General features: G+C 44.7%; 23 protein-coding genes. All 23 read right to left on the bottom strand.

The genetic code is table 11. The features are described 5' to 3' along the window. Nucleotides 1-59 precede the first annotated feature (59 nt). The 23 genes from DHL47_RS12065 to rpsC all read right to left on the bottom strand — a co-directional run bounded on the left by DHL47_RS12065 (nt 60) and on the right by rpsC (nt 13,628). Nucleotides 60-1,328, bottom strand: coding sequence for a glutamate-cysteine ligase family protein (locus tag DHL47_RS12065; RefSeq protein ID WP_209552045.1), 1,269 nt, complete (start codon nt 1,326-1,328; stop codon nt 60-62). A 694-nt stretch (nt 1,329-2,022) separates the two neighbouring features. Beyond that, nucleotides 2,023-2,409, bottom strand: coding sequence for a 50S ribosomal protein L17 (gene rplQ, locus DHL47_RS12060; protein ID WP_128837613.1), 387 nt, complete (start codon nt 2,407-2,409; stop codon nt 2,023-2,025). Between the two features lie 11 nt (nt 2,410-2,420). Further along, nucleotides 2,421-3,359, bottom strand: coding sequence for a DNA-directed RNA polymerase subunit alpha (locus DHL47_RS12055; RefSeq protein ID WP_128837612.1), 939 nt, complete (start codon nt 3,357-3,359; stop codon nt 2,421-2,423). 45 nt (nt 3,360-3,404) lie between these two features. After that, nucleotides 3,405-3,788: a 30S ribosomal protein S11 gene (rpsK, locus tag DHL47_RS12050; protein ID WP_001118385.1), complete on the bottom strand. Its 384-nt coding sequence runs from the start codon at nt 3,786-3,788 to the stop codon at nt 3,405-3,407. 19 nt (nt 3,789-3,807) lie between these two features. Continuing rightward, complete coding sequence (gene rpsM / locus DHL47_RS12045; RefSeq protein WP_002894516.1) at nt 3,808-4,173, bottom strand: 30S ribosomal protein S13; 366 nt, start codon at nt 4,171-4,173, stop codon at nt 3,808-3,810. Between the two features lie 15 nt (nt 4,174-4,188). Continuing rightward, entirely contained in the window at nt 4,189-4,305 is a 117-nt protein-coding gene (gene rpmJ, locus DHL47_RS12040; RefSeq protein ID WP_001808836.1) for a 50S ribosomal protein L36, read from the bottom strand. 24 nt (nt 4,306-4,329) lie between these two features. Continuing rightward, the gene (infA, locus tag DHL47_RS12035; protein ID WP_001029883.1) at nt 4,330-4,548 is read right to left on the bottom strand and encodes a translation initiation factor IF-1; all 219 of its coding nucleotides are present in this window, start codon (nt 4,546-4,548) and stop codon (nt 4,330-4,332) included. 115 nt (nt 4,549-4,663) lie between these two features. Beyond that, nucleotides 4,664-5,302, bottom strand: coding sequence for an adenylate kinase (locus tag DHL47_RS12030; protein ID WP_128837611.1), 639 nt, complete (start codon nt 5,300-5,302; stop codon nt 4,664-4,666). Nucleotides 5,303-5,931: 629 nt separating this feature from the next. Continuing rightward, nucleotides 5,932-7,239: a preprotein translocase subunit SecY gene (secY, locus tag DHL47_RS12025; RefSeq protein ID WP_128837610.1), complete on the bottom strand. Its 1,308-nt coding sequence runs from the start codon at nt 7,237-7,239 to the stop codon at nt 5,932-5,934. 12 nt (nt 7,240-7,251) lie between these two features. Continuing rightward, a complete protein-coding gene (gene rplO / locus DHL47_RS12020; RefSeq protein WP_128837609.1) occupies nt 7,252-7,692 on the bottom strand; it encodes a 50S ribosomal protein L15 in 441 nt (146 codons plus the stop codon). A gap of 154 nt (nt 7,693-7,846) precedes the next feature. Then, the gene (rpmD, locus tag DHL47_RS12015) at nt 7,847-8,029 is read right to left on the bottom strand and encodes a 50S ribosomal protein L30 (RefSeq protein WP_128837608.1); all 183 of its coding nucleotides are present in this window, start codon (nt 8,027-8,029) and stop codon (nt 7,847-7,849) included. Between the two features lie 14 nt (nt 8,030-8,043). Beyond that, on the bottom strand, nt 8,044-8,538 hold the full coding sequence (gene rpsE / locus DHL47_RS12010; protein WP_006269137.1) for a 30S ribosomal protein S5: 495 nt from the start codon (nt 8,536-8,538) through the stop codon (nt 8,044-8,046). Between the two features lie 18 nt (nt 8,539-8,556). After that, nucleotides 8,557-8,913, bottom strand: a complete 357-nt coding sequence (rplR, locus tag DHL47_RS12005) for a 50S ribosomal protein L18 (protein WP_005592009.1) — start codon at nt 8,911-8,913, stop codon at nt 8,557-8,559. Nucleotides 8,914-8,995: 82 nt separating this feature from the next. Then, the gene (gene rplF / locus DHL47_RS12000) at nt 8,996-9,532 is read right to left on the bottom strand and encodes a 50S ribosomal protein L6 (RefSeq protein ID WP_128837607.1); all 537 of its coding nucleotides are present in this window, start codon (nt 9,530-9,532) and stop codon (nt 8,996-8,998) included. A gap of 301 nt (nt 9,533-9,833) precedes the next feature. Beyond that, nucleotides 9,834-10,232, bottom strand: a complete 399-nt coding sequence (rpsH, locus tag DHL47_RS11995) for a 30S ribosomal protein S8 (protein ID WP_128837606.1) — start codon at nt 10,230-10,232, stop codon at nt 9,834-9,836. Nucleotides 10,233-10,515: 283 nt separating this feature from the next. Beyond that, on the bottom strand, nt 10,516-10,701 hold the full coding sequence (locus DHL47_RS11990) for a type Z 30S ribosomal protein S14 (protein ID WP_001085697.1): 186 nt from the start codon (nt 10,699-10,701) through the stop codon (nt 10,516-10,518). Between the two features lie 17 nt (nt 10,702-10,718). After that, a complete protein-coding gene (gene rplE / locus DHL47_RS11985; protein ID WP_128837605.1) occupies nt 10,719-11,261 on the bottom strand; it encodes a 50S ribosomal protein L5 in 543 nt (180 codons plus the stop codon). A gap of 23 nt (nt 11,262-11,284) precedes the next feature. Next, nucleotides 11,285-11,590: a 50S ribosomal protein L24 gene (rplX, locus tag DHL47_RS11980; RefSeq protein WP_209552044.1), complete on the bottom strand. Its 306-nt coding sequence runs from the start codon at nt 11,588-11,590 to the stop codon at nt 11,285-11,287. 73 nt (nt 11,591-11,663) lie between these two features. Then, complete coding sequence (gene rplN / locus DHL47_RS11975; protein ID WP_002894494.1) at nt 11,664-12,032, bottom strand: 50S ribosomal protein L14; 369 nt, start codon at nt 12,030-12,032, stop codon at nt 11,664-11,666. Nucleotides 12,033-12,057: 25 nt separating this feature from the next. Then, complete coding sequence (rpsQ, locus tag DHL47_RS11970) at nt 12,058-12,318, bottom strand: 30S ribosomal protein S17 (protein ID WP_128837602.1); 261 nt, start codon at nt 12,316-12,318, stop codon at nt 12,058-12,060. Between the two features lie 23 nt (nt 12,319-12,341). Beyond that, nucleotides 12,342-12,548 (bottom strand): 50S ribosomal protein L29, encoded by a 207-nt coding sequence (rpmC, locus tag DHL47_RS11965; protein ID WP_128837601.1) that lies wholly within the window; start codon nt 12,546-12,548, stop codon nt 12,342-12,344. A gap of 9 nt (nt 12,549-12,557) precedes the next feature. Further along, nucleotides 12,558-12,971 (bottom strand): 50S ribosomal protein L16, encoded by a 414-nt coding sequence (gene rplP, locus DHL47_RS11960; protein ID WP_018376775.1) that lies wholly within the window; start codon nt 12,969-12,971, stop codon nt 12,558-12,560. A gap of 3 nt (nt 12,972-12,974) precedes the next feature. Further along, nucleotides 12,975-13,628 carry a 30S ribosomal protein S3 gene (gene rpsC / locus DHL47_RS11955; RefSeq protein ID WP_061591882.1) on the bottom strand — a complete coding sequence of 218 codons (654 nt, stop codon included), beginning with the start codon at nt 13,626-13,628 and terminating at the stop codon, nt 12,975-12,977. Between the last annotated feature and the right edge of the window lies 1 nt (nt 13,629).

The following is a 13,629-nucleotide window of genomic DNA, read 5'->3' as shown; positions in this document are numbered from 1 at the left end:
TATTAGTATATCACCTGCACCTCGCTATGTCAAGTCATTTTTCTATTTTTTTCTGTTTTTTATTGGCTTTTTCTATTTTGAAGGCAAAAAAGGTACTTTTCCTCTCCTTTCTTCCGAAATTGGAGACCCTCAGCGGCAATGCGAACTAAATCATCTGAAAATTTTTCTATCTGCTCTCTTTCTTCTTCGCTCAAATGCTTTCCGGAAAATCTTCTTCTTAACTGCTGATAATCTCTGCCTTCCTTCTTGAAAAAAGAGCATGTCTGCAGGTAAATTTCTGCCTGCTCAAGATTAGCTAGGATTCCCAGATGGAAGGCTGCCGGAGCAAAGGTCCGCGCCAGCGGCTGGGTACAGGTGCTTCTGAACTCTACAGTGCCGCGGGTTGTCAAATCTTGATACTGATAGCTCCTATGACTGCTGAAATCAGCTGCTGAAGGGGTCAGGATTACCTCCCTTCCAGTCAAATCATAGGCCTTTATATTTTCTTGTTCCAAATAGACGGCTGCTGCAATCGGGTAGAAATAATAAGTCTCTCCTTCCCGTTCAGCGGTAAAAATTGCAGAACGGTTCAAATAATCGAAAAATTCTTTCTCTGAAGCAAAATCAACCGGATTGACACCGACATTTTCCCTAAGGATACCATGCATAGAATCTTCCCAAAAACGGTCGCGGGAGATCTTGGTATCCCAGAGGTCGAATGCCGAGTTGGCAAAAAGATAAGCCTTGGCTGCTTCAATCTGATTAAAAACGTTGATGACCCGCAGGTAATTGCTCTTAGAAATATCCAGCTGCACCTGACTGCCGCAGATAAAGGCGCCATACTCAGGATAACCATGCAGCCCTTCTGCCACGGTCTGCTTGCTTAAGGCTAAATACTGCATCAGCATTTCATAGCGTGGATAGTTGACCGGCCTATTGTCATTTTCCTGCCAAAAAGGGTGGAGACCTTCCCCTTGAATTTCATGATGATTTTCCTGCAAGATTGGCTGGATAAGCGCTAAATACTGCTGAAACCTTTCGTCAACTTCCTGAATCACATCTGCTTTTTCGAAGGCGAATTCAAGTGTATTATAAGAAAGCTCAAAAAGAAGACGATCTTCATTTTCACGGGATTTGAGCTGAATGGGGTTGCCCTCTCTGTCAGTTCTTTCAATCTCGAACGGATAATCCGATGCCAGACGCTTCAAAAGTGCCTTAGCGACCTCCGTATCGGTAGCCCCTCCCAGACAGTTCACAATGGGAAACTCCAATTCGATGCCAATGTAGAGATGCGGATTTTCTTGTATATTTTTGAGATAACGTTCTTTTAAAATCTGAATAGAATCCATCGTGTACCGCTCCTATAAAAAGTTCATGCCAGTTAAAAAATCTTTAGTGCTCAACCTATGAAAAACCATAGGATACTCCAAGAAAACCGAAAGCAGACAAGGCAGGAGCAGACGGGATGGAAAGGAAGCTGTCTGCCTAATTTGCTGATTTGATTTTCATTGAGATATCGTCATTTCATTTCTCTTTTATTCCGTCGTTAACTCGCCTTGCTCCAACAGTCCAGAAGGACTGTTGGAGGCTGGAGATAAAGGGAACTAAATTCTTAAAAATTTAGTTCGTCGTCCCAGCCTCATCAGCCGTCCCCTTTTGAGGCTTCCTCACAGAAGCTTGATCTGCCGCCTCAAAACCTCCACTGGAGCTTTTGAGCAGCTCGCTGCCCTATCGTCCTGTATGTTAAGCGATAGGCTGAAAGCAGACTAAAAGACTATAGCTGCCCGCTTGGCCAATCACAGTCCTCAAGTATGAGTACTAAAACAGTATAACAAAATTCGAGGATTTTTCCTATTAGAATACAAAAAACGCCTGCTTACGAAATTGTTTTTATTCAAAAGCAATTTCGTAAACAAGCGTCGCCACTTCTTATCATGATGATGAGTGTTCCCGCCAGAAGAAACTTCTGGCGGTAGACCAGAGCTAGACTAAGAGCAAAATAAACTGCTCCATCATCATAACACTCAACAAAATTGATAAAAATTATACTAATTCAATAATTGCCATTGGCGCTGCATCGCCACGGCGCGGTTCAGTTTTCAGGATACGAGTATATCCACCATTGCGCTCAGCATAACGAGGTGCAATTTCAGAGAACAGTTTTTGAAGAGCAGTTGTTGAAGTATATTTATCACTTTCTTCATCGTAGTTTTCTGATGCAATTTCGTTGCGTACAAAAGCGGCTGCTTGACGGCGGGCATGCAAGTCACCACGTTTGCCAAGTGTAATCATTTTTTCAACTGTTTTACGGATTTCTTTAGCACGAGCTTCAGTCGTCACGATGGATTCGTTGATAAGCAAATCAGTAGTCAAATCGCGCAGCAATGCTTTACGTTGCGAGCTAGTGCGTCCTAGTTTACGGTAAGCCATGTATTCCTCCTTTATTTATCGTTTTTTAACCCCAGACCAAGGTCAGCAAGTTTTACTTTTACTTCTTCCAGACTCTTGCGGCCCAAGTTACGAACTTTCATCATTTCAGGCTCTGATTTTTCTGTCAAATCAAATACAGTGTTAATTCCTGCACGTTTCAGGCAGTTGTATGAACGCACTGACAGATCCAGCTCTTCAATCGTCCGCTCCAAAATGCGGTCATCGGAAGTTTTTTCCGCTTCCTTCATCACATCGGCAGCAATCGCTACTTCTGTCAGGTTGGTGAAGAGATTCAGGTGTTCTGTCAAGATACGGGCAGAAAGACCGAGGGCATCTTCCGGAATGATGGTTCCATTCGTTAAAATTTCAAGGGTTAGTTTGTCAAAACCATCGTTGCTGCCGACACGGGCCGGTTCAACCTGGTAATTAACTTTTGTCACTGGCGTGTAGATAGAGTCCACTGCTAGTGTTCCCACTGGTGCATCATCCTTCTTATTTTCATCAGCCGGTACATAGCCACGGCCGCTGTCAACAGTCATGGTCGCCTTAAAGCTGGCACCTTCTCCGATAGTAAAGAGATAATGATCAGGGTTAATAATTTCGATATCACTGTCCGTCAAGATATCTCCGGCAGTGACTTCTGCAGGACCTTCGACATCCAGTTCAATCATCTTTTCGTCTTGGACGTAAGATTTTACAGCAATTCCTTTGACGTTGAGAATGATTTGCATCACGTCTTCGCGGACACCGGAAATTGTATCAAACTCGTGCAATACTCCCTCGATGTTAATCGAAGTAACGGCTGCACCTGGAAGGGAAGCCAGCAGCACACGGCGAAGTGAATTTCCAAGGGTTGTGCCATAGCCACGCTCCAGCGGTTCTACGACAAACTTGCCATAATCTTTATTTTCATCAATTTTTGTTATATTTGGTTTTTCAAACTCAATCATTTGCTATACTCCCTCTTAAACGAAAAGCAGTGTAGTTGTTGGTGATTATACACGGCGACGTTTTGGAGGACGAGCACCATTGTGTGGTACAGGAGTCACATCACGAATAGCTGTTACTTCAAGACCAGCGGCAGCAAGAGCACGAATAGCTGACTCACGACCAGAACCTGGACCTTTAACAGTAACTTCAACTGATTTAAGACCGTGTTCTTGTGCAGATTTAGCAGCTGCTTCAGATGCCATTTGGGCAGCAAATGGTGTAGATTTACGAGAACCTTTGAAACCAAGAGCACCGGCAGATGACCAAGCAATCGCGTTACCATGCACATCAGTAATCATAACAATAGTGTTATTAAATGTAGCGTGAATGTGTGCAATACCAGATTCGATATTTTTCTTCACACGACGTTTACGTGTTGGTTTAGCCAAGACTTTTTACCTCCTTATATTATTTTTTCTTGCCTGCAATCGCAACAGCTTTCCCTTTACGAGTGCGAGCATTATTTTTAGTGTTTTGTCCACGGACAGGAAGTCCACGACGATGACGGATGCCGCGGTATGAACCGATTTCCATCAGACGTTTGATGTTGAGGTTTACTTCACGGCGGAGGTCCCCTTCAACTTTGATGGCATCTACTTCACGACGGATCGCGTCTTCTTGTTCGATTGTCAGATCTTTTACACGGATATCTTCTGAAACTCCGGCAGCTGCCAGGATTTTCTTAGAAGTTGGAAGTCCGATACCGTACACATAAGTCAGTGACACAACCACACGTTTGTCATTTGGAATGTCAACTCCAGCAATACGAGCCATTTTTTCTCCTTTCTATTATCCTTGACGTTGTTTGTGTTTTGGATTTGCCGGGCAAATCACCATAACACGGCCATTACGGCGAATGACTTTGCAGTATTCGCAAATTGGTTTGACCGATGGTCTTACTTTCATTTCTTATCCCTCCAAGTATTTCGATTATTTAAAGCGGTAGGTGATCCGTCCACGCGTCAAATCGTAAGGACTCATCTCGACAGTAACACGGTCTCCCGCTAAAATACGAATATAGTTTTTACGAATTTTACCAGAAACTGTTGCTAAAATCTGATGTCCATTTTCAAGTTCAACCGTAAACATTGCATTCGGCATGGTGTCAACAACCTTGCCTTCAACTTCAATCACATCGTCTTTTGCCACGCAAAAGTACCTCCATAAATTTCGATTCATCCCTCTGAGCACAGAGGTAACAATTATAAGTCAGACTAATTCATTGTATCACTACTTGTCAAATATTGCAAGCATGAAAAGCGCTTTATTTCAATTTTACCAAGACTTTTTCGATGTCTGCAAAGACTTTTTCAATCTCTTGATTTCCCTCAATATCATGGACCAAACCTTGGGCACGATAGTAGTCAATAATCGGCTGTCCTTGGGCAATGTTGACATCCAAACGGCGTTTGACTGTTTCAGGCTTATCGTCTTCGCGCTGATAGTAGTCTTCTTCTTTATAGTCAGCAGGCGGATTGAAGACCTTGTGAAAAGTTTCGCCCGTCTCACGGTGGATAATCCGGCCGCTCAACCGCTCCAAGAGGCTGTTCGGATCTACCTCGATATTGATGACTCCGTCCAGCTTGATCGCCAGCTCTTTCAGAGTGCTGTCCAGAGCATGTGCCTGCTCAATGGTTCGCGGATAGCCGTCCAGCAAAAAGCCTTTTTCTGCGATATCTGCCTGCGCCAACCGTTCTTTTACGATGCCGTTTGTTACTTCATCCGGCACCAACTCACCTTTATCGATGTAAGACTTGGCCAGCACACCCATCTCTGTCTGATTGGCCATTGCTGCACGGAACATATCACCAGTTGAAACATGCGCAACATGAAACTGTTCCACAATTTTAGCAGCCTGTGTTCCCTTACCAGCTCCTGGTAAACCCATAATCAAAAGATTCATGATCAGTCTCCTTTTCATTTTAAAAACATTCGTATAGCCTTTTCTCCGCCTTGAAACCGACGGCGTCTCAGCCCCGGCCAAGGCGATAGCCGGCAGCAGACACCCTTGCTTCCTTTGTCTTTTATAGTCTTTTCGTTCACTTTTAGTGGTGAGACTGTCCGAGGGACCGTTTCAGCCTATCGCTTAAATACAGAACGATACGATAGAGCAGCGAGCCGCTCAAAACCTTCAGCGGAGGCTTTGAGGTGGCAGATAAAGCTTCTGCTAGGAAGTGTCAGCTGCTCAAAGCACTGCTTTGAGGCTGCGGATAAAAAGACCGTGAGAAAGTCTCAAAAGTACGGCAAGGCGAGCCTGCAAAGGAATAAAAGATACACTAAATGACGATAATCGGTCAATAGCTCACTTTGCTCCAACAGCATGGAAGACTGCCGAGCTGACCTAGTTTGAAGAGATTTTCTAAGAGTATCAGACCCGGCGGATTTAACGAATTGACTATAAAAACAAAATAGAAGGGGTTGAGAAGCAGGCTTCTCTATCCCCTTTATTTTTAACTATTCCGGCCAGCCCTAAAGTCTGGCCAGCATTGGATATGAGCATCTTCTCACTTCTGACGAAAGAAGGCTCTCTCCTTATTCTGTCGTATCCATAAAGCCGATGTACTTACGCTTAAGCAGGTAGCCTTCCAGCTGTTTCATTCCTTCGATACCCGTCGAGATGATAATCAAGAGGCTGGTTCCCCCAAGGGCAACCGCATCAGTCAGTCCAAAGACATCTTTGGCCAGAATCGGAATAATCGTAACAAAACCTAAGAAAAGCGAACCTACTGTTGCCAGACGGCGAAGCAGTTTGGACATGTATTCTTCGGTTCCCTTGCCCGGACGGACTCCTGGGATGTAAGCACCGCTCTTTTGCAGGTTTTCTGCTGTCTTTTCTGGATTGATCTGCACAAAGGTGTAGAAGAAAGTGAAAAGAACAATCAGAAAGGCATACATAAACATCCCGCTGACAGTAGTCGTTGCTAGAAGCGACTGAGCTGTACGAACCCAAGCCGCATCATACCCCAGTGCACTGACAACTTGGAAAATCGCTGCCGGAGCAGCTGTAATCGAGCTGGCAAAGATGACTGGAATCACGCCCGCAGGGTTGACCTTGAGCGGAAGGTAGGAGCTGGATGGCGCCCCTTGAGCAATCTTGGTATACTGAACCGGAATCTTGTATTCTGCCTGCTGCACAAATGTCGTGAAGTAGATAATCAACAAGACCGCCACAATCAGAATGCCGACAAAGATAAGAGAGGACGTCAGGCGTTCGCTTGGAATATTCACAAAATAATCTTCGTAAATACCTTTAATCATATCCGGAATGCCCGAAACGATACCGGCAAAGATAATCATGGAAACACCGTTGCCGTAGCCCTTATCCGTGATTTGCTCCCCCAGCCAGGTCACAATCATGGACCCAGTCGCAAGAAGAGCGCAAATCAGGGCATAGGTCTGCCAGTTCGGACTGGCCACCAAATTCGCACTGGATAGGGTGTCAAATCCTGCGGTAATTCCGATAGCCTGAACAAAAGCCAGAACCAAGGAAATATAGCGGGTTGCCTGATTGAGCTTTCTGCGGCCCACTTCCCCCTGCTTGCCCCACTCTACAAACTTGGGCAGCAAGTCCATCTGCAGGAGCTGGACCACGATTGAAGCGGTAATGTAGGGGCTGACTCCGAGAGCAAAGACAGAGAAATTGCGCATGGCATTCCCTGAGACCAGACTGAGCATATTCAGAAAAGGCAAATCATTGAGATTGCTCAAGGCCTTGGCATTGATCCCCGGAACCGTGATGGTTGTACCGATACGGAAGACTAAGATGATAAAAATGGTGAATAGAATCTTAGACCGTACCTGTTTAATTTTTAGTGCGTCTTTTAATAATTTGAAAAACATAGGTCACCTCGCTTAGATGACTTCAACTGAACCACCTTTAGCAGTGATAGCTTCTTCAGCTGATTTAGAGAATTTCGCTGCTTTAACAGTCAGCTTCTTGGTCAATTCTCCATTACCAAGGATTTTAACACCTGATTTTTCAGCCTTCACAATTCCTGCTTCGATAAGAACAACTGGAGTTACTTCTGCACCGTCTTCAAAGACGTTTAATTGATCAAGGTTGACAATTGCATATTCTTTGCGGTTGATATTCAGGAAACCGCGTTTTGGAATACGGCGGAACAATGGAGTTTGTCCACCTTCAAAACCAAGACGAACACCGCCGCCGCTGCGCGCTTTCTGACCTTTTTGACCACGGCCAGAAGTTTTACCGTTACCAGACGATGTACCACGACCGACACGGTTGCGAACTTTGCGCGAGCCTGCAGCAGGCTGTAATTCATGAAGTTTCATTATTTCTTTTCTCCTCTTTTGTAAATTGCTAGCGCTCATATGGGAGAAAAGGTGTCCCCCATACAAACTCGCCTATACATATATTTAGTTTTAGGGGCTGAGAAAATCTCACATCCCCTAGTTTATTTTCAGTAAAGCTGTTCAGCCGATAGGCCTACTTCACTTCTTCGACCGTTACCAAGTGAGAAACAGCTGTAACCATACCGCGTACTGCTGGGTTGTCTTCTTTGATAACAGAACTGTTCAGTTTGCTCAGTCCAAGTGCTGTAACAGTTTTGCGTTGTGACGGAATGCGTCCGATTGGAGATTTCGTCAAAGTGATTTTAATTTGAGCCATTTGAATCTCCTTTCTTATGCTAAGTCAGAAACTGAAATACCACGAAGGGCAGCAACTTCTTCAGCGCGTTTTAATTGTTTCAAGCCTTCAACCGTTGCACGAACGATGTTGATTGGAGTGTTGGAACCGAGTGACTTAGATGTAACATCCGCCACACCAGCCAATTCGATGACAGCACGAACCGCACCGCCAGCAGCAACCCCAGAACCTTCCACAGCTGGCTTAAGCAATACTTTTGCTCCGCCGAATTCTGAAAGAACTTCGTGAGGAATGGTTGTGCCAACCATTGGTACTTCAATCAGGTTTTTCTTTGCATCTTCAACCGCTTTGCGGATAGCTTCTGGTACTTCCTGAGCTTTCCCGGTACCGAAGCCGACACGGCCATTGCGGTCACCGACCACTACAAGAGCTGCAAAGCGAAGACGGCGTCCACCTTTAACAACTTTTGTAACACGGTTAATTGCAACGACGCGTTCTTCAAGTTCAACTGCGTTGTCTTTAAATGCCATTTTCTAGTGTCCTCCCTCTTAGAATTTCAATCCGTTTTCACGAGCTGCATCAGCCAAAGCTTTTACACGTCCGTGATAGAGATATCCACCGCGGTCAAACACCACTTCAGAAATACCTTTAGCAACTGCACGTTCAGCAACGAGTTTACCAACAACAACGGCTTGTTCAGTTTTAGTTCCTTTTGAAACTTCTTTGTCAAGAGTTGAAGCGCTTGCGAGCGTTACACCCGCTACGTCATCAATTACTTGAGCGTAGATGCCTGTATTAGAACGGAATACGTTCAAACGTGGGCGATCAGCAGTTCCAGAGAGTTTTCCGCGGACGCGACGGTGGCGTTTTTGGCGGACTTTGTTTTTATCTGGTTTCGTAATCACAATTTTCACCTCTTAATTTTATGTTTATGCCTAAGCACAAAGTTGGAAATAAGGGATATGGTTGACAAGCAACCATATTACATTATTTACCGGTTTTACCTTCTTTGCGGCGAACGAATTCACCAACATAGCGGATCCCTTTACCTTTGTATGGTTCAGGAGCACGCAGACTGCGAACATAAGCAGCAGTTTGTCCAACCGCTTCTTTTGAAATCCCGCTGATCACAATGCTCGTTGGATTTGGAAGCTCAAAAGTGATGCCTTCTGGCGCTTCTACTTCGTCTGGATGAGATTTACCAACTGAGAGCACCAGCTTTTTGCCTTGCAGCTGCGCACGGTAACCAACCCCGCGCATTTCAAGTTCTTTCTTGAAGCCTTCTGATACACCAACAACCATGTTGTTGAGAAGGGCACGGGTTGTTCCGTGGATGGTTTTCATTTCTTTTGAATCATTTGGACGGTGAAGCGTTACTTCGTTACCTTCCACACGGATTTCAATATCTTTTGAGAACGCACGAGTCAGTTCTCCTTTAGGTCCTTTGACAGTGACCACATTGTCCTTGTTGCTGAGTTCAACACCAGCAGGCAGGACAATCACTTTATTACCAATACGTGACATATTATTTTTCTCCTGTTAGATTATCAGGCCGCGGACGACCAGTTTTCACGGGGGGATTATGATACAAAGGACCTAGAAAGCAAAGTAAAAATAGGAAAATCGGTGACGGCTCGATGAGCCAAGACGATTTTATCTTTTTTACACAGCTTTCAGTCCGTGTTCAAATCAAGATACCTGATTGTGTACCATATTTGAGTTCGAGCTAAGAATTTGGTGAAAAAGATAAGTTTGTCTTGGAGTATCGCTCCTGCTACAAACTTCCTATTTTCACTGCATTCTTTTAACGCTCTCACATCATCAATTACCAAACGTAGGCGATTACTTCTCCGCCAACATTCTTCTGGCGTGCTTCCTTGTCAGTCAGCAGCCCTTCGGATGTTGAAAGAATCGCAATTCCCAGTCCGTTGAGAACTTTTGGCAGGTCATCGCGTTTCTTGTAGATACGCAGACCTGGTTTTGAAACACGTTTAAGACCGGTAATCACTTTTTCACCGTTTTGTCCGTATTTCAGGAACAGACGGATAATGCCTTGCTTATCGTCTTCGATGTATTCAACGTTTTTTACAAAGCCTTCGCGCTTCAGGATTTCAGCAATCCCTTTTTTGATGTTTGATGCAGGTGCTTCCAGCACTTCGTGGTTAGCTTGGTTGGCATTACGAATGCGGGTCAGGAAGTCTGCGATAGGGTCAGTCATAACCATTTTTATATTTCTCCTTACTAGTAGTTTGCAAGCTGCACTTGCTAGTTAATACATGATACAAAGAGCGTAACAGCAAGAGCAAAAATAGGCAATTTGATGCAGGAGCGATGCTCCAAAGAAAATTGGTCTTTTTTGCCAAAGCTGTAGCTCGTGTTCAAATTGGCAAGCCCAACTGAACCCGGGCTAAACTCTGTGTGAAAAAGATAAACTTTCCTAGAAACTTCAGTTTCTTCGTCAAGTTTCCTATTTTCACTTGGAGTTTTGACGCCCTTGATATCTTAAATTACCAAGATGCTTTTGTGACACCAGGAATTTGTCCCTTGTATGCTAATTCACGGAAGCAAACACGGCACAGTTTGAATTTGCGGTAGACTGAATGCGGACGGCCGCATTTTTCGCAACGGGTGTAAGCTTGCGTTGAGAACTTCGCTGGGCGTTTGTTCTTAGCAATCATTGATTTTTTAGCCATTTGTTTTACCTCCTATTTTATTTTGCAAAAGGCATTCCAAGGCCTGTAAGCAATGCGCGCGACTCTTCGTCAGTATTAGCTGTTGTGACGATAACGATATCAAGACCGCGGGTCTTGTCGACATCGTCAAAGTTGATTTCTGGGAAAATCAGCTGCTCTTTGATACCAAGTGTATAGTTTCCGCGTCCGTCAAAAGATTTTGTCGGAACACCGTGGAAGTCACGAACACGCGGAAGGGATACTGAAACCAATTTATCCAAGAAATCATACATGCGTTCACCGCGCAGAGTAACCTTAGCGCCGATCGCTACACCTTCACGAAGACGGAAGCCGGCGATTGATTTTTTAGCCTTAGTAATCAGTGGTTTTTGACCTGAGATCAGAGCCAGCTCTTCAGCCGCTTTTTCAAGATTTTTAGCATTTGAAACAGCATCGCCGACACCCATGTTCAAAACAATTTTATCCACTTTTGGCACAGCCATGACAGATGAGTAGTTGAATTGCTCTGTCAAAGCAGGAACTACTTCTTTAAGATATTTTTCTTTTAAACGATTAGCCATTATACTTCTCCTTTCCTTCGTGATTAATCAAGCACTTCGCCTGATTTTTTATTGTAACGAACTTTCTTGCCGTCTACAAACTTGTAGCCGACACGTCCTGCAACGCCATTTTTGTCAAGCACTTGAACATTTGACACATGGATTGGCGCTTCTTTTTCAACGATAGCTCCTTGAGGGTTTTCGTTGTTCGGTTTTTGGTGTTTTTTGACGAGGTTGACGCCTTCAACAACAACTTTATTTACTTTTGGAAGTGCTGTTACAACAAGAGCTTCAACGCCCTTATCCTTGCCAGCAATTACGCGAACTTTGTCGCCTTTTTTTACAAACATTAGAGTTTTCTCCTTAAAATTTCTTACGCCCAAGGGGCACCCTGGAAAACCAGGGGACTAGTTTGCTTTCAGATTAAAGTACTTCTGGAGCCAGCGACACGATCTTCATGAAGCCGCCGTCACGCAGTTCGCGGGCAACAGGGCCGAAGATACGGGTTCCGCGAGGGGTTTTGTCTTCACGGATGATGACTGCAGCGTTTTCGTCGAACTTGATGTATGAACCATCTTTACGGCGAGCACCTGATTTAGTACGAACGATAACAGCTTTTACAACGTCACCTTTCTTAACCGCACCGCCAGGAGTAGCTTGTTTGACAGATGCAACGATAACATCGCCGATGTTAGCGAACTTGCGTCCTGAACCACCGAGTACCTTGATTGTCAAGATTTCGCGCGCGCCGCTGTTGTCAGCAACTTTCAAACGAGTTTCTGTTTGAATCATTTAACTTTTCTCCTTTCTGGTTTGATTAGATGATGACCGCTTCTTTAACGACTTCTACAAGGCGGAAGCGTTTGGTAGCTGAAAGCGGACGAGTTTCCATGATGCGGACGATATCGCCTTCTTTGGCAACATTGTTTTCATCATGAGCTTTGTACTTTTTAGAGTAGTTAATACGTTTACCATAGACTGGGTGGTTCCGTTTTGTTTCAACTACAACTGTGATGGTTTTGTCCATTTTGTCAGAAACAACGCGTCCGACAAGAACTTTACGATTATTGCGTTCCATTGAAATTCTCCTTCCCTAGTCTATTATTTCACTTCTGACTGAACAGTCTTGATACGAGCGATTTGTTTTTTCACTTCTTTCAGACGGGCTGTCTCTTCCAATTGGCCGGTAGCTGCTTGGAAACGAAGATCAAACAATTCTTTCTTCAATTCATTTTCACGCTTCGCGAGTTCTTCTTGAGAAAGACCACGAAGTTCTTTAACAAATTCTTTTACTTCATTAAGTTTCATGCCTTCTCCTTATTCTGCTTCACGTTTGACGAACTTGCACTTAACTGGCAGCTTGTGACTGGCCAAACGAAGCGCTTCGCGGGCAACCTCTTCGGATACACCGGCGATTTCAAACATGACCTTGCCACGCTTAACCGGTGCTACCCAGCCTTCAGGAGCCCCTTTACCAGATCCCATCCGTACACCGATTGCTTTGGCAGTGTAGGATTTGTGCGGGAAGATTTTAATCCAAACTTTACCGCCACGTTTCATGTAACGAGTCATGGCGATACGGGCAGCTTCGATTTGGCGGTTGGTGATCCAGTGGCTGGTCGTTGCCTGAAGACCGTATTCTCCAAAGGCTACTTCTTTGCCGCCTTTAGCTTCGCCGCGCATTTTTCCGCGGAACTCGCGGCGGTGTTTAACACGTTTAGGTACTAACATTGGTTATTTACCTCCTTTAGTGTTTTTACGAGCCGGAAGAACTTCTCCGCGGTAAATCCAAACTTTAACGCCCAGTTTACCATAAGTAGTATCAGCTTCTTCCCAAGCATAATCGATATCTGCACGCAGAGTGTGAAGCGGAACAGTTCCTTCAGAGTAGCCTTCGCTGCGGGCAATATCTGCACCATTGAGACGGCCTGAAACCTGAGTTTTAATCCCTTTTGCTCCAGCACGCATCGTACGTTGGATTGCTTGCTTTTGAGCGCGGCGGAAAGCCACACGCTGCTCTAATTGACGGGCAATGCCTTCACCAACAAGGTGTGCGTCCAGATCCGGACGTTTGATTTCGATGATGTTGATGTGGACTTGTTTGCCAGTCAGTTTGTTCAGTTTTGCACGGAGTGCATCTACGTTTGCTCCGCCTTTACCGATTACCATACCTGGTTTAGCAGTATGAAGAGAAACGTTTACTTTGTTTACTGCGCGTTCGATTTCAATAGTTGAAACTGCTGCGTCAGCCAATTCTTTTTGAACGAATTTACGGATTGCAAGATCTTCATGAAGGTAATCCGCGTATTCTTTTTCAGCATACCATTTGGCATCCCAATCACGGATGATGCCGACACGCATACCAATTGGATGTACTTTTTGACCCACG

The organism is Streptococcus panodentis, from assembly GCF_017884005.1.
GTDB lineage: Bacteria > Bacillota > Bacilli > Lactobacillales > Streptococcaceae > Streptococcus > Streptococcus panodentis.
Note: the sequence above shows the minus strand (reverse complement) of the source record. Positions and strands in the feature narration are given on the sequence as shown.

What these genes read in the sequence shown, in the direction of transcription:
- rplX (WP_209552044.1), bottom strand. Translation starts at nt 11,590, where the DNA reads ATGTTTGTAAAAAAAGGCGACAAAGTTCGCGTAATTGCTGGCAAGGAT.
- rplP (WP_018376775.1), bottom strand. Translation starts at nt 12,971, where the DNA reads ATGTTAGTACCTAAACGTGTTAAACACCGCCGCGAGTTCCGCGGAAAA.
- rpsE (WP_006269137.1), bottom strand. Translation starts at nt 8,538, where the DNA reads ATGGCATTTAAAGACAACGCAGTTGAACTTGAAGAACGCGTCGTTGCA.
- rpmC (WP_128837601.1), bottom strand. Translation starts at nt 12,548, where the DNA reads ATGAAACTTAATGAAGTAAAAGAATTTGTTAAAGAACTTCGTGGTCTT.
- rpsM (WP_002894516.1), bottom strand. Translation starts at nt 4,173, where the DNA reads ATGGCTCGTATTGCTGGAGTTGACATTCCAAATGACAAACGTGTGGTT.
- rpsQ (WP_128837602.1), bottom strand. Translation starts at nt 12,318, where the DNA reads ATGGAACGCAATAATCGTAAAGTTCTTGTCGGACGCGTTGTTTCTGAC.
- DHL47_RS12030 (WP_128837611.1), bottom strand. Translation starts at nt 5,302, where the DNA reads ATGAATCTTTTGATTATGGGTTTACCAGGAGCTGGTAAGGGAACACAG.
- rplQ (WP_128837613.1), bottom strand. Translation starts at nt 2,409, where the DNA reads ATGGCTTACCGTAAACTAGGACGCACTAGCTCGCAACGTAAAGCATTG.
- rplE (WP_128837605.1), bottom strand. Translation starts at nt 11,261, where the DNA reads ATGGCTAATCGTTTAAAAGAAAAATATCTTAAAGAAGTAGTTCCTGCT.
- DHL47_RS12055 (WP_128837612.1), bottom strand. Translation starts at nt 3,359, where the DNA reads ATGATTGAGTTTGAAAAACCAAATATAACAAAAATTGATGAAAATAAA.
- rpmJ (WP_001808836.1), bottom strand. Translation starts at nt 4,305, where the DNA reads ATGAAAGTAAGACCATCGGTCAAACCAATTTGCGAATACTGCAAAGTC.
- rpsH (WP_128837606.1), bottom strand. Translation starts at nt 10,232, where the DNA reads ATGGTTATGACTGACCCTATCGCAGACTTCCTGACCCGCATTCGTAAT.
- rplF (WP_128837607.1), bottom strand. Translation starts at nt 9,532, where the DNA reads ATGTCACGTATTGGTAATAAAGTGATTGTCCTGCCTGCTGGTGTTGAA.
- DHL47_RS12065 (WP_209552045.1), bottom strand. Translation starts at nt 1,328, where the DNA reads ATGGATTCTATTCAGATTTTAAAAGAACGTTATCTCAAAAATATACAA.
- DHL47_RS11990 (WP_001085697.1), bottom strand. Translation starts at nt 10,701, where the DNA reads ATGGCTAAAAAATCAATGATTGCTAAGAACAAACGCCCAGCGAAGTTC.
- rplO (WP_128837609.1), bottom strand. Translation starts at nt 7,692, where the DNA reads ATGAAACTTCATGAATTACAGCCTGCTGCAGGCTCGCGCAAAGTTCGC.
- rplN (WP_002894494.1), bottom strand. Translation starts at nt 12,032, where the DNA reads ATGATTCAAACAGAAACTCGTTTGAAAGTTGCTGACAACAGCGGCGCG.
- secY (WP_128837610.1), bottom strand. Translation starts at nt 7,239, where the DNA reads ATGTTTTTCAAATTATTAAAAGACGCACTAAAAATTAAACAGGTACGG.
- rpmD (WP_128837608.1), bottom strand. Translation starts at nt 8,029, where the DNA reads ATGGCTCAAATTAAAATCACTTTGACGAAATCTCCAATCGGACGCATT.